Below are 12408 nucleotides of genomic sequence, written 5' to 3' on the forward strand. Positions count from 1 at the left end.
CCGTTTCCCGCTGTATGAAACCTCGACGCGAGATATTGAACCTGCCCGTCGTTCTCCTGGTGGAGGACGAGCTGCTCGTGCGCCTGACTCAGGTGGAAATCCTGAGGGAGGCCGATTTCTGGGTCGTCGAGGCGCAGGATGCCGACGAGGCTTTCGAGATTCTGAAGAAGCGCACCGACATCAATGTGGTGCTCACGGATGTGAACATGCCGGGCTCGATCGACGGGTTCGAGTTCGCCCGCCTCGTCCGTCAGGGATGGCCGGACGTGGGCGTTCTCGTGATCTCCGGCAAGGTTGCGCCAGGACCCGGCGATCTTCCGGAGGGCACGCATTTCCTGCAGAAGCCGATCCGCTCCGAGGCTCTCGTGAATGCCCTGAAACAAGCCGTGGTCCCCCGGACGGCGGAAGCATGAGAACCGGGCCTGATCGGAGGGCTCCGCCTTTCTCCCACCATGAACAAGGACAGCGAGGCGTGAGAAGACCGCGGGCCTCCTTCGGTGGGCGCCATGTTCCGTTGCCGCACTCCAAAGCCCTCAGGATCAGCCTCGGCGTCGCGTTGGTGATAGGCGGGCTCGTGGGCTTCCTGCCCGTGCTCGGCTTCTGGATGGTGCCGCTCGGAATCATCGTATTGTCCACCGATATTCCCGCGGCCCGCAGGCTGCGCCGCCGCGTGGCCGTATGGTGGGAACGGCGGCGGCGAGCCTGGAGCGAAAGTTCTTAGCCCGGCAGCCGTCCTTCCGGGGTATACTGATCGACGGCCTGCGGCAGATCCCGCGACAGCCGGGCAAGAATGTCCTCTCGCGAAAGCCCGGTCTGCTGCGTCAGCGTATCCAGCACATCCGGTCCGATAGCCTGTTCGAGATTCTGCGGTGCGATCTGTTTGTTCGGGCCGGTGCCGACCCAGGATTCGGCCACCTCGCCCTGACCGTTCTGGCGGAAGCGGTCGACGAGTTCACCCAGGCCGCCCTTCAGAAAACCGCCCGCATCGCCCCCGCCAAGACCGCCGAGCAGGCCGCCAAGGCCGCCGAGGCTGCCGCCTTGCTGCCCCGGAAACTGACCTGGCGCTCCGGGTTGCTGCCCACCGCGCAGCATTTCGGCGATTTTGTCCCGGTTCTGGTAACCGGCGATGGCAAGAAGCCCCAAAAGGGCTGTCATGGAAGGAAAGCCACGGCTGCTCATGTCATTGCTCCTGCTGGTCGGATCGACAGGAACCGATGAGCGGGAGGAAGGGTTCCGGCAGGCTCGCTTTAAGCGCTGCTAAGCCTGACATGGGCCTCGCCCCTGGAGCCTGGCGCTTGCGCATCAACTTAGCCTTTTGTCGCAGGAAATCCCGCAATCGAAATGCCACGAGGATATTTAAATGCGCAACGGCTGCCCCAAATATCCGGGCATGCCAGACAAGACCAAAACACTCCCTCAGAATTCTCCTTCGCCGGTCTCGGGCGCGGCCCTGAGCGCGGCTGTCCGTTCGCATCTCGGCAAGCAGCTCCGCGCGCTCTACGGCGACCCTGCGGAAGACAAGCTGCCGCGCGATCTGGCCAAGCTCGCGGAGCGTGTCGCACAGGTTATCCGTGCCCATACCGAGCCTGTCGACCAAGCCTTCATCGACGGCGTCATGGATGCGCTGCCGAACCTGCGAGCGTTTGCGCTGTCGCTCACCGGAAAGCTCGACCAGGCGGAGGATCTGGTGCAGGACACCGTCCTCAAGGCGCTGACGAAGCAGGAGACCTTCGAGGCGGGCACGAACCTGCAGGCGTGGCTCTTCACCATCCTCCGCAACGGCTTCTACTCGACGCACCGAAAGACCAGCCGTGAGGTGGAGGACGGCGACGGCGCGCATGCCGCGAGCATGATCGCCATCCCCGACCAGGAGGACAAACTCGCCTTGCAGGATCTGACGACCGCGCTGGAAAAGCTCCCCCAGGAGCAGCGGGAGGCGATCATCCTCATCGGCGCCGAGGGAATGTCCTATGAGGATGCCGCGGAAGCCCTGGGCGTCAAGGTCGGCACCATCAAGAGCCGCGTGAACCGGGCGCGCAATCGCCTGGCGGAACTGATGGGCGTGGCCGCCGACCGGCTGCATCACCACAATCACGCCGCCGACGCCTGACCCTCACCGAAGGCAGCGGCGGACAAATGCGTTCCGGGCGCATGGAGAGAGCCGCTCCATGCGCCCGGAGCTTTTTCGGGGGTGCCTAAAATATCAGCGGGCGCGTTCCCGAACTTTTCCTTGGGCTTCATGGTTGAGCTCTCAGCTGGGGTGCTCTCGAACGCTTCTCTGCCAAGGAGGGGAGCATGGAACACAGACCTCTGTCTGAACTCGGTCAGGTGGCCGATCTGAAGCCCTCGCAAGTTCCTGTCCTGTCGAAACGAGAACGCCTGGATCGCTGGGCCGAGCTGCTGGAGCGGGAGCCCGACCGCCTTCTGCGGACCCTCGACGAAATCGAGTGGAAACCGAAGGCGGTGCGCCACGCGATCCGCGCGGACGATTCCGCCCTGACGGTGGCCTTCAACGATCCGGTGCTGCGGACCGCGGGTCTCGTGAGCGACAGGTTCGGGGATGCGGTGGCCTTCTTTCAGATCTCCGAGCATGACGCGCATATCGTGCTGTGCTCGTGCCATGGCGGCGAGTTCATGCGGTCCGAAGAGGCGGCCAGGAGGGTGCGCGGCATCCGGTCCCCCAGCCTCTGGTCGCTCTATTTCGGCTGGCTGCGATAGACCCTAGGCTCCGGCGCGATGTCAGTCCTTGTAGGGGTCGAACTCGCCGGGGCCCGCCATCGCCACCGCGAAGGGTCGTAACGTGTGCTCGATGGCGATCGTGTCGCCATGATAGGCGAGCACGTCGTCGAGCCGGCGGTACACCATGGGGCTCTCATCCACGTCTCCGCCTCTGAGCAGCACGCCTTTCTCGCGCAGCCAGGCATCCATTTCCTCGCGGGTGAAGCGGGGAGGGCGCACCCATTCGCCTCGCTTGTTCTTCTTGCCCTTCGCCTCCATCCGCCCGAAGAGGCGACCCGCGCCATGGACCGTCGAGTAGAGGCTGTCGGCGCTCTGCGGGCTCTCCACGCCGTGCAGGATCACCGCGTTGTCGCCCATGGAGCCACCCACGAACCCGCGCTGCTCGGGGAAGGCCGGTGTCGCGCCTTTCCTGACCACCCAGTAATCGCGCCCGCCATGATTTTCGCGCCAGACGAAGTTGTGGTGATTGTGGACCGAGTCCGTGACGGCGCCGCCGATGATCTGGCGGACGCGCTCGACGACCCATTCTCGTCCGGCATAGGCATAGAGCCCTCCGAGGGCGACACCTGCGAGATAGCTGCGTCCGACATCACTGTCCTGGTGAACGAGGGCGGGTTCGACCTCCATGCCGTCCTTCGCGTCGACGAGCGCCAGATGCTTCGTCGTGATCCTGTGCCCCAACCCCCGCGAGCCGAAATGGACACCAATCCAGACGAAGCCTTCCTCATCCTCGAAAAGATCCACGTAATGGTTGCCTGAGCCCACGGTGCCCAGTTGCTGGGAGGCCATCTTCCTCAGGTCCCGCACGCCGGCTTCGTCCCATAGCGGCGAATCGAACAGCTCATGGTCCACCGTGACGGCGTTCTTCTGGCCGATCCCGAAGCTTATCGTCCTGCCGATGTCGCTCAGGATCGTGCCGGCCCGTCGGGCGATGTCCTCGTACCGGGTATCGAGACGCACGGCCATGTTGCCACAGGCGATGTCGAATCCGACACCGCTGATGGAAATATGCTCCTCATAGGCCACCACCCCGCCGATCGGATGGGCATAACCGAGATGTCCGTCGGCGCAGAGAACGCCCTTGGCGGCGCTGCCCGCCTCCATGCAGCGCTCCAGCTGCCTGATCGTCTTCTCGTCGTGCTCGCCGTAGATGCGTGTCTTCATGCGGGCTCTCGGATCCTCTCCAGTGTCAAACAGCAGAGTGGAAGACGCGTTCCGGCAGGACCGCACCGACCCGCAATTCCAGCATGCTTACGTATTAACTTGGCCGTATCGGGAAGTTGGACAGAAATTTTCTGAGGTTGAGCCACAAAGCGATCAAAGCGCACAAATTTGCCCATCATGAAGAATATAGATCTAGAAAATGTTCAAGTCTAATTCTTAAGGGTTATGAAATTTGAGCTATGACCGTGCTCTAAAGCCGTCCGGATTACATGAGGACAAGCATGGCGGCGACGGTATCCGTTCTCCGAACGGGCAATCAGAACATCGATGGCGTTCTATCAGGTTCGGCCTGGAGCGGCCTGAATCTCACATATAGCTTTCCAACGAAGGCAGCCTATTACGGCAGTGACTACGGATCGGGCGAGCCGGCGGACACCTTCGGGGCGTTGAACGAAAGCCAGACCCGGGCAGCGCGCGAAGTCTTTGCGATGATTGCCTCAGTGAGCAATCTGAGCTTCACGGAGATGTCCGAGACGTCCACGGATCACGCGACCCTGCGGCTCGCCAATTCGGACACACCGTCGTCGGCATGGTCGTACTTCCCGCACACCGCCGATGAAGGCGGCGACGTCTGGTTCGGCCGCACGGATGGATGGTTCGGAAAGCCTGTGCTGGGAGGCTACGGCTATTACGGCTTCATCCACGAGATCCTGCATGCCGTCGGGCTGAAACATGGCAACGAGGCGAATGGCTTCGGGGCCATGACGCCCGCCCGGGACGCCATGGAATTCTCGGCCATGACCTACAGGTCGTACGTCGGCGCGGCGGGGCAGCATGTGGAGAACGAGACCTGGGGCTATGCGCAGTCGCTGATGATGTACGACATCGCCGCCCTGCAGCATATGTACGGCGCCGACTACACGACCAATGCGGGGAATACGGTCTATCGCTGGAGCCCGACGACCGGCCAGGCCTTCGTCAACGGCATCGGCCAGAACGTCCCGGGCGGCAACCGTATCTTCATGACGGTCTGGGACGGTGGCGGGATCGACACTTACGACTTCTCCAACTACGCCACGAACCTCAGCGTGGACCTGCGTCCCGGCCAGTGGTCCCGTCTCTCCACCGCGCAGATCGCCGAGCTCGGGGACGGGCACGACGCGCGCGGGAACGTGGCCAACGCCCTGACCTATCGCGGCAACACCCGCTCCCTGATCGAGAATGCCATCGGAGGAACCGGTGGGGACGCGATCGTCGGCAACAACGCCGCGAACAATCTCAAGGGCGGGCCGGGCAACGACCGCCTCCAAGGGCGCGAAGGCAACGACGTGCTCTCCGGGGGGATGGACCAGGACGTCTTCGTTTTCAACACCAAGCCGAGCCGCACCGCGAATCTCGACCGTATCGTCGATTTCTCCGTACGGGACGACACGATGTCCCTCGACAACGCGGTGTTCACGACGCTGAAAGCGGGCAAGCTGCCCTCGGCGGCCTTCTGGACCGGGACCAAGGCCCACGATGCCACGGATCGCGTCGTTTACGATTCCGCAAAGGGCGCCCTTTATTATGACGCGGATGGGATCGGAAAGAGCGCATCGGTGCAGGTTGCCCAGCTCTCGAAAGGGCTGAAGTTGACGGCCGGAGACTTCAACATCGTCTAGATCCGGGGCCGGGACAGGGCTTTTGTCCCGGCGCTACCTTCCGTCAATTTGACTTCCCGACGGGTTTGGAGGACATCAGCGCCTTTGCGGGGGCAATCCCGCCCGAACTCTTTTCGGCCAAAGGCAGTCACCGATGGACGGTTCCGTCGCCCAGCAGAATCTATCCCTGCGCCGCTTCTCGGCGGCGCACCTGGCAGGTTTCGTGGAGCGCAGCCATATCCGGCTCTGCGCCATCCTGGTTCTGCTGTCGCTCGCCTGCTTCCTCCCGGGCTTCACGTCTCTCCAGCCCATGGACCGGGACGAGCCTCGCTATGCCCAGGCCTCCAAGCAGATGCTGGAGACGGGCGATTTCGTCGATGTCCGCTTCCAGGACGAGGCGCGGTACAAGAAGCCGGTGGGCATCTACTGGATGCAGAGCGCCAGCGTCGCCATCGGCAATGCATTCGGGGTCCCTGAGGCTCGCACCACGATCGCGCTGTACCGTGTGCCCTCCCTGATGGGCGCCATCGCGACCGTTCTTCTGACCTACTGGGCCGCTCTGGCCTTCTTTGGCCGGCGAGGGGCGTTCCTGACCGCCGCCCTGATGGCAACCTGCGTCATCCTCATGGTCGAGGCGCGGCTCGCCAAGACGGATGCCATGCTGGCGGCCTGCTCCGTGGCGGTCATGGGCGGCCTGGCGCGTGCCTACCTGAGCCGGGGGGCCGGGGTTCTGCCCCGGCGGGCCCTGTTGATCTTCTGGACGGGGTTTGCCCTCGGCATTCTCATCAAAGGGCCCCTGGTCCTGATGTTCGTCGGTCTCACGGCGGCCGTGCTCTCATACCGGGAGCGCTCCACCCGCTGGCTCCTCACCTTGAGGCCCTGGCTGGGCTTGGCGTTCACGCTGGCCGTGGTCCTGCCCTGGTTCGTCGCCATCGCGATCAAGAGCGGCGGCGCCTTCTATTCGCAGGCGGTCGGCCACGACATGCTCGGCAAGGTGGGCACGGCCCAGAAATACCACTGGGCCCCGCCCGGCTTCTATCTGCTGGCCTTCTTCGCCACCTTCTGGCCGGGCGCGATCCTGGCCGCAATCGCGGTGCCGTTCGCCTGGATTCACCGGCGCGAGGAGCCGGTCGCCTTCGCGTTGGCCTGGATCGTTCCCTCCTGGCTGGTCTTCGAGGCCGTCCCGACCAAGCTTCCGCATTATACCCTGCCGCTGCTTCCGGCGGTGGCCATCGTCACCGTCATGGCCATCGGCCGTCATTTCGTCGGGCCGCACCGGCCGTTGGCGAAACTCTCCACCGTTCTCATTCCCTTCATTCCCGTAGGCCTGACCATCGGCCTGTCGGCGGCGAACTGGTCCTTTGACGGCACGCTGCCCTATCGGGCGCTTCCCGCCCTGGTGGCCGCCTCCGCCATCGCGCTCTTCGCCTGGTGGGCTTTCATCAGGAACCGCATGCTGAGCTGCCTCTGGGCCGGGTTCCTCTCGTCCGTGTGCCTGGCCGTCGGCGTGTTCGGTTTCGCCCAGCAGGACCTGCGCTCCCTCAAGATCTCGGACAGGCTTGCCGAGGCGGTGCGAGCCTTCCGGTCTCCCGAGGTGAGCGTCGGCACCCTCGGCTACCGCGAGCCGAGCCTCGTTTTCCTGGTCGGCACCCATCTCGACATGCTCGACAGCGCACCCGAGGCGTCCGCTTTCCTGAAGAGCAGCGGCTGCGCGATGGTCTTCGTGGACAGGCGTTTCGAGACCGACTTCCGGGCCGCGAACGAGCGGGCCGGCCTCACGCCTTCCCTCTCGACCCGGGTCTCCGGTTTCAATATCAACAGCGGGAAGCGTGTGGATATCGCCGTCTATTCGGTCGATGCCGGCTGTCCGTGACTTCTTCTCTCAAGAGGGGGCTCGCAAGGGCCCTTGTTCGATGAACGACTTCAACCAGGCCCCGCGCCTCAGCGTCGTGGTGCCCGTCAAGAACGAGGCCTTGAACATCCGCCCCCTCGTGGAGGAGATCGAGCGCGCCTGCGCGCCGCTCGCACCCTTCGAGGTGATCTACGTGGATGACGGCTCGACGGACGGCACGGCCGATCAGGTGCTGGCCGCCCGCGCCACCCGGCCCTGGCTGCGTCTCGTGCGTCACGAGACGAGCTGCGGCCAGAGCGCCGCCGTGCGCACAGGCGTTCATGCGGCGCGGGCGCCCGTCATCGCCACCCTCGACGGTGACGGCCAGAACGATCCGGCCTTCATCCCGGCGATGATGGCCGCGCTGGACGATCCGATGGTCGGCCTCGTCGCAGGCCAGCGTCTCGGGCGCAAGGGGGCCGCCAAGCGCTGGCAGTCCCGGGTCGCGAACGGCGTGCGCGGTCGGATTCTCAAGGACGGGACGAGGGACACCGGCTGCGGCCTCAAGGTCTTCCGCCGCGATGTCTACCTGCGCCTTCCGTATTTCGATGCCCTGCATCGGTTCATGCCGGCCCTGGTCAAGCGCGAGGGCTTTTCCGTCGCCCATGCGGACGTGGTCGACCGTCCCCGTCACGCCGGTCAATCCAATTATGGCCTCTTCGACCGCCTGTGGGTCGGCATTCTCGATCTTGCGGGCGTGTGGTGGCTGATCCGCCGCCGCCGCCGTGTGCCCGTTTCTCAGGAAGTCCTCTGATGCTGATGCGCCTGTCCCACGATATCGGGCTGTACTTCTACGACATCGTCGTTGCCCGTTTCGACCTGTGGGCCGCGTTCGGCGTGCTGGCCCAGTTCGTCTTCGGCGCTCGCTTCATCGTGCAGTGGATCGCCAGCGAGAAGGCGGAGAAGAGCGTCATCCCGATGGGGTTCTGGTTCCTGTCCATCGCGGGCGGAATGATGACGCTCATCTATGGCTTCGCCCGGCGGGACATCGTCATCATCTCCGGCCAGGCCCTCTCGGTCTTCATCTATGTGCGCAACCTGATGCTGATCGCGAAGGAAAAGCGGCGGAAGGCCGAAACGGAACTTCCGACCTAAAGCATCGGGCCCAAAAGTGGACCTGCACTTTTGGGCCCGATGCTTTCTTGGATTTAAGAGCATCGTTGGGAGCGGAAAACCGAATCCGCCTTTCCGCACGATGCTCTAATCGGCTTCCCGCAGACGGGCGAAACCCGCATCGAGATCGCGCTTGAGGTCGTCCAGATCCTCGAAGCCGATGTGGAACCGCAGGGCGTGGCCGCCCGGTTCCCACTTCGTCGCCGTGCGATAGGTCGCACAATTGAACGGGATGACGAGGCTCTCGAACCCGCCCCAGGAATAGCCCATTCCGAACAGCGCCAGCCCGTCGAGCATGGCCGCGAGGGCCTTGTCGGAGCAGGGCTTCAGGATGACGGAAAACAGGCCGGACGATCCCTTGAAGTCCCGCTTCCAGATATCGTGCCCCTTGTAGGACTCGAGGGCCGGGTGGAGCACCCGCTCGACCTCGGGGCGCGCGGCGAGCCAGCGGGCCATCTCCAGGGCCTGCTTCTCGTGCTCGCGCAGGCGCAGGGCCATGGTGCGAAGTCCGCGGAGCCCCAGAAAGACGTCCTCCGGACCGGGGCACATGGCGAAGGTCTCGTAGGCCGTGCGCAGATCCTTGAAGCAGCGCTCGTTCGCCGAAACCAAGCCGAGCAGAAGATCCGACCCGCCGCTGAGGTACTTGGTGCCCGCCTCGATGGCGATGTCGACGCCCCGTTCATGAGGTGGGAAGAGCAGGGGGGTCGCCCAGGTGTTGTCCATGAGGACCACGGCCCCGTGGCGGTGCGCCACCTCCGCGATGGCCGGAATGTCCTGCATCTCGAGGGATTGCGAACCGGGCGCTTCCGTTAAGACAGCGGCTGTGTTCGGCCGCATGAAGGACTCGATGCCGGCTCCGATCGACGGATCGTAATAGGTTGTTTCCACACCAAATTTCTTGAGCATTCCGTTGCAGAACTGCCGTGTGGGAAGATACACCGAATCCGTGACCAGCAGGTGGTCTCCGGCCTTGAGGCAGGACATGAGAGCCACCGTGACGGCAGCAAGCCCGGAGGGAGCCAGCACCGTTCCGGCCGCGCCCGCGAGTTCCGTCCAGGCCTTTTCGAGGGCTTCCGTGGTCGGCGTTCCCTTGGTCCCGTAGGAGTAGCGCCCCCGGCGATGCAAAAGATCGTCGGTCGTCGGATAAAGCACCGTGGAGCCGCGATAGATCGGCGTATTCACGAATCCGTGCTGCTCGAAGGGGTCCCGGCCCGCATGAACGAGGAGGGTGCGCTCGGCGAGGTTGGCAGGCTTGGAAGGAAGTTTGGACATCGGCTCAAGGACTTGCTGAAGGGGACCCGATCTGAAGCCGAGGCGCGTCCGGCGTCAACCCTTCCGCGAAAAAGCATTCCATCAAGACTTGACCGGTGATCAATCATGGAATGTGATGGATCCGATGCCGCCATCGACCGATGCGGCGCGGAACGGTCTGACCGTGGCTCGGCTGGGGGAACAAGAACAGACGAGCCGAATGGAACTATTGGGAGAATAAACCAACATGAAAAAGGCTCTCGTATCGATTGCCTTCGGCCTGACGGCAAGCCTGCTCGCAACGGGCGCTTCGGCTCAGGCGACCCTGAACAGCGTCAAGCAGAAGGGCTTTCTGACCTGCGGGTCCAACACCGGCCTGGCCGGCTTCGGCCTGCCGGACGCCCAGGGCAACTGGACGGGCCTCGACGTCGATCTCTGCCGCGCCATTGCTGCGGCGATCTTCGACGATCCGACCAAGGTGCGCTATATCCCGCTCGCCGCCAAGGACCGCTTCACGGCGCTCCAGTCGGGCGAAGTGGACGTTCTGTCCCGCAACTCGACCATGACCATGTCGCGCGACACGCAGCTCGGTCTCGACTTCCCGGCGATCAACTACTTCGACGGCCAGGGCTTCATGGTCCGCAAGAAGCTCGGCGTCTCCTCCGCGAAGGAGCTGAACGGCGCCTCGATCTGCACCCAGCAGGGCACCACCACCGAGCTCAACCTCGCCGACTACTTCCGCGCCAACAACATGAAGTACGAAGTCGTGGCCTTCGCGACCTCGGACGAGACCTTCAAGGCCTATGACGCGGGACGTTGCGACGCGTTCACGACGGACGCTTCCGGTCTGTACTCCGAGCGTCTGCGCGCGTCGGCTCCGGACGATCACGTCGTTCTTCCGGAGATCATCTCGAAGGAGCCGCTCGGCCCGGCCGTCCGCCACGGCGACAGCCAGTGGGGCGACATCGTCCGCTGGACGCACATGGCCATGCTCAACGCCGAGGAACTCGGCGTGACGAAGGCCAATGTCGACCAGATGAAGACCTCCGACAACCCGGAGATCAAGCGCCTGCTCGGCACCGAGGGCAAGTTCGGCGAGGCCATCGGCCTGACCAACGACTGGGCCGTGCGCATCATCAAGCACGTGGGCAACTACGGCGAGGTCTTCGAGAAGAACGTCGGCGAAGGCTCCAAGCTGAAGATCAAGCGCGGCCAGAACGCGCTCTGGACCAAGGGCGGCCTGCAATACGGCATCCCGGTTCGCTAATCGGACTATCCAAGATCGGAGCGCCCGGACATCCGGGCGCTTCTTTATAAGAATAACTGCCACTCGTTCATGGCAGCGACAATTGCATGAACATGGGGAGGACGGCCTCACAAAGCCAGCCGTCAGAGGATTAAGTTCAGTGCAGACCGTTGTCAGCCAGACATCGCCACCCAAGAAATCGTTTCTCTACGATCCGAAGGTTCGTGGGATTTTTTATCAGGTCCTGCTGATCGCAATCGTCGGCTACCTGTTCTACATGGCGGCCACCAACGCGGCCGAAAACCTGCAGCGGGCCAAGATCGCTTCGGGCTTCGGATTCCTCAACAACACCGCCGGATTCGACATCAGCCAGGCGTTGATCCCGTTCAGCGCGGCGGGCTCCACCTATGGCGACGCCTTCGTCGTCGGCCTGCTCAACACGCTGATCGTCTCCGCCATCGGCATCTTCTTCACCACGATCCTCGGCTTCATCATCGGCATTGCGCGCCTGTCCAAGAACTGGATGGTGGCGAAGGTCGCCATGATCTATGTCGAGACGCTCCGCAACATCCCGCTCCTGGTTCAGCTGCTGTTCTGGTACATCGCGGTCCTGGGGCCGCTGCCGCAGCCGCGCAACTCCCTCGAGATGGGCGCCGGCTTCTTCCTGAACTCGCGCGGCCTCTTCATGGCCCGTCCGATCTTTGCCCCCGATGCGTGGATGCTTCCGGCGGTGCTGCTGATCGGCCTCGTGGGCGCTTTCCTTTACCGGCGCTGGGCAAAAACGCAGCAGGAGCGCACCGGCCGGCAATCTCCCGTCGGCCTCGTCACCCTCGGGCTGGTGCTCGGCCTCCCGATTCTGACCTGGATCGTCCTCGCCCTCGTCGGCGCCAATCCGATCAGCTTCGAGGTTCCCCGGAAGGGCACCTTCAACCTGACCGGCGGCATGCAGATCCTGCCGGAATTCGTGGCGCTGCTGCTCGGTCTCACCACCTATACCGCCGCCTTCATCGCCGAAGTGGTGCGCGCCGGCATCCTGGCCGTCTCGAAGGGACAGACCGAGGCGGCGGGCTCGCTCGGCCTCAAGCCCGGGCAGACCCTGCGGCTGGTGGTGATCCCCCAGGCCATGCGCGTGATCATCCCTCCGCTGACGAGCCAGTATCTGAATCTGACGAAGAACTCGTCCCTGGCCGTCGCCATCGGCTATCCCGATCTCGTGCAGGTGTTCATGGGCACCGTGCTCAACCAGACGGGTCAGGCCATCGAGGTGGTCGTCATCACCATGGGCGTGTACCTCACGATCAGCCTCGTGACCTCCGCCCTGATGAACATCTACAACCGCCGTGTGGCGATCGTCGAACGATAGG

The 12408-nt window shown here is 63.9% G+C and carries 13 protein-coding genes; 10 read left to right on the forward strand and 3 right to left on the reverse strand.

The window, feature by feature from the left end:
- Positions 1–35 precede the first annotated feature (35 nt).
- Together E4K09_RS10340 and E4K09_RS10345 are read left to right on the forward strand one after the other, a co-directional pair.
- Positions 36–413 carry a response regulator gene (locus E4K09_RS10340; RefSeq protein WP_342211346.1) on the forward strand — a complete coding sequence of 126 codons (378 nt, stop codon included), beginning with the start codon at positions 36–38 and terminating at the stop codon, positions 411–413.
- Positions 414–472: 59 nt separating this feature from the next.
- On the forward strand, positions 473–721 hold the full coding sequence (locus E4K09_RS10345) for a PGPGW domain-containing protein (protein ID WP_166802259.1): 249 nt from the start codon (positions 473–475) through the stop codon (positions 719–721).
- Here the strand turns inward: E4K09_RS10345 and E4K09_RS10350 are convergent.
- The gene (locus tag E4K09_RS10350) at positions 718–1179 is read right to left on the reverse strand and encodes a YidB family protein (protein ID WP_134496673.1); all 462 of its coding nucleotides are present in this window, start codon (positions 1177–1179) and stop codon (positions 718–720) included. The genes E4K09_RS10345 and E4K09_RS10350 overlap by 4 nt on opposite strands.
- Positions 1180–1360: 181 nt before the next feature.
- Between E4K09_RS10350 and E4K09_RS10355 the strand changes: the two genes are divergently transcribed.
- Positions 1361–2110, forward strand: coding sequence for a sigma-70 family RNA polymerase sigma factor (locus E4K09_RS10355; RefSeq protein ID WP_244610440.1), 750 nt, complete (start codon positions 1361–1363; stop codon positions 2108–2110).
- 185 nt (positions 2111–2295) lie between these two features.
- Positions 2296–2718, forward strand: coding sequence for a hypothetical protein (locus E4K09_RS10360; RefSeq protein WP_134496674.1), 423 nt, complete (start codon positions 2296–2298; stop codon positions 2716–2718).
- Positions 2719–2739: 21 nt separating this feature from the next.
- Here E4K09_RS10360 and E4K09_RS10365 read toward each other — a convergent pair whose 3' ends face one another.
- Complete coding sequence (locus E4K09_RS10365) at positions 2740–3903, reverse strand: RtcB family protein (protein WP_134496675.1); 1164 nt, start codon at positions 3901–3903, stop codon at positions 2740–2742.
- Between the two features lie 281 nt (positions 3904–4184).
- Between E4K09_RS10365 and E4K09_RS10370 the strand changes: the two genes are divergently transcribed.
- The 4 genes from E4K09_RS10370 (at position 4185) to E4K09_RS10385 (ending at position 8529) form a co-directional block, all read left to right on the forward strand.
- Entirely contained in the window at positions 4185–5564 is a 1380-nt protein-coding gene (locus tag E4K09_RS10370; RefSeq protein WP_134496676.1) for a M10 family metallopeptidase, read from the forward strand.
- Between the two features lie 133 nt (positions 5565–5697).
- The gene (locus tag E4K09_RS10375; protein WP_134496677.1) at positions 5698–7416 is read left to right on the forward strand and encodes an ArnT family glycosyltransferase; all 1719 of its coding nucleotides are present in this window, start codon (positions 5698–5700) and stop codon (positions 7414–7416) included.
- Positions 7417–7456: 40 nt separating this feature from the next.
- Positions 7457–8188 carry a glycosyltransferase family 2 protein gene (locus E4K09_RS10380; RefSeq protein ID WP_134496678.1) on the forward strand — a complete coding sequence of 244 codons (732 nt, stop codon included), beginning with the start codon at positions 7457–7459 and terminating at the stop codon, positions 8186–8188.
- The gene (locus E4K09_RS10385) at positions 8188–8529 is read left to right on the forward strand and encodes a lipid-A-disaccharide synthase N-terminal domain-containing protein (RefSeq protein WP_134496679.1); all 342 of its coding nucleotides are present in this window, start codon (positions 8188–8190) and stop codon (positions 8527–8529) included. The genes E4K09_RS10380 and E4K09_RS10385 overlap by 1 nt, the downstream gene beginning before the upstream one ends.
- A gap of 105 nt (positions 8530–8634) precedes the next feature.
- Here E4K09_RS10385 and metC read toward each other — a convergent pair whose 3' ends face one another.
- Positions 8635–9819, reverse strand: a complete 1185-nt coding sequence (gene metC, locus E4K09_RS10390) for a cystathionine beta-lyase (protein WP_134496680.1) — start codon at positions 9817–9819, stop codon at positions 8635–8637.
- A gap of 226 nt (positions 9820–10045) precedes the next feature.
- Between metC and E4K09_RS10395 the strand changes: the two genes are divergently transcribed.
- Together E4K09_RS10395 and E4K09_RS10400 are read left to right on the forward strand one after the other, a co-directional pair.
- Positions 10046–11065, forward strand: coding sequence for an amino acid ABC transporter substrate-binding protein (locus E4K09_RS10395; protein ID WP_134496681.1), 1020 nt, complete (start codon positions 10046–10048; stop codon positions 11063–11065).
- 139 nt (positions 11066–11204) lie between these two features.
- A complete protein-coding gene (locus tag E4K09_RS10400) occupies positions 11205–12407 on the forward strand; it encodes an amino acid ABC transporter permease (protein WP_134496682.1) in 1203 nt (400 codons plus the stop codon).
- Position 12408 lies beyond the last annotated feature (1 nt).

The organism is Microvirga pakistanensis (assembly GCF_004458765.1).
Classification (GTDB): Bacteria; Pseudomonadota; Alphaproteobacteria; order Rhizobiales; family Beijerinckiaceae; genus Microvirga; species Microvirga pakistanensis.

Excerpts from the sequence above, each read along its gene's own strand:
- E4K09_RS10350 (WP_134496673.1), bottom strand. The coding sequence starts at position 1,179 with ATGAGCAGCCGTGGCTTTCCTTCCATGACAGCCCTTTTGGGGCTTCTT.
- E4K09_RS10355 (WP_244610440.1), top strand. The coding sequence starts at position 1,361 with ATGCGCAACGGCTGCCCCAAATATCCGGGCATGCCAGACAAGACCAAA.
- E4K09_RS10360 (WP_134496674.1), top strand. The coding sequence starts at position 2,296 with ATGGAACACAGACCTCTGTCTGAACTCGGTCAGGTGGCCGATCTGAAG.
- E4K09_RS10365 (WP_134496675.1), bottom strand. The coding sequence starts at position 3,903 with ATGAAGACACGCATCTACGGCGAGCACGACGAGAAGACGATCAGGCAG.
- E4K09_RS10370 (WP_134496676.1), top strand. The coding sequence starts at position 4,185 with ATGGCGGCGACGGTATCCGTTCTCCGAACGGGCAATCAGAACATCGAT.
- E4K09_RS10375 (WP_134496677.1), top strand. The coding sequence starts at position 5,698 with ATGGACGGTTCCGTCGCCCAGCAGAATCTATCCCTGCGCCGCTTCTCG.
- E4K09_RS10380 (WP_134496678.1), top strand. The coding sequence starts at position 7,457 with ATGAACGACTTCAACCAGGCCCCGCGCCTCAGCGTCGTGGTGCCCGTC.
- E4K09_RS10385 (WP_134496679.1), top strand. The coding sequence starts at position 8,188 with ATGCTGATGCGCCTGTCCCACGATATCGGGCTGTACTTCTACGACATC.
- metC (WP_134496680.1), bottom strand. The coding sequence starts at position 9,819 with ATGTCCAAACTTCCTTCCAAGCCTGCCAACCTCGCCGAGCGCACCCTC.
- E4K09_RS10395 (WP_134496681.1), top strand. The coding sequence starts at position 10,046 with ATGAAAAAGGCTCTCGTATCGATTGCCTTCGGCCTGACGGCAAGCCTG.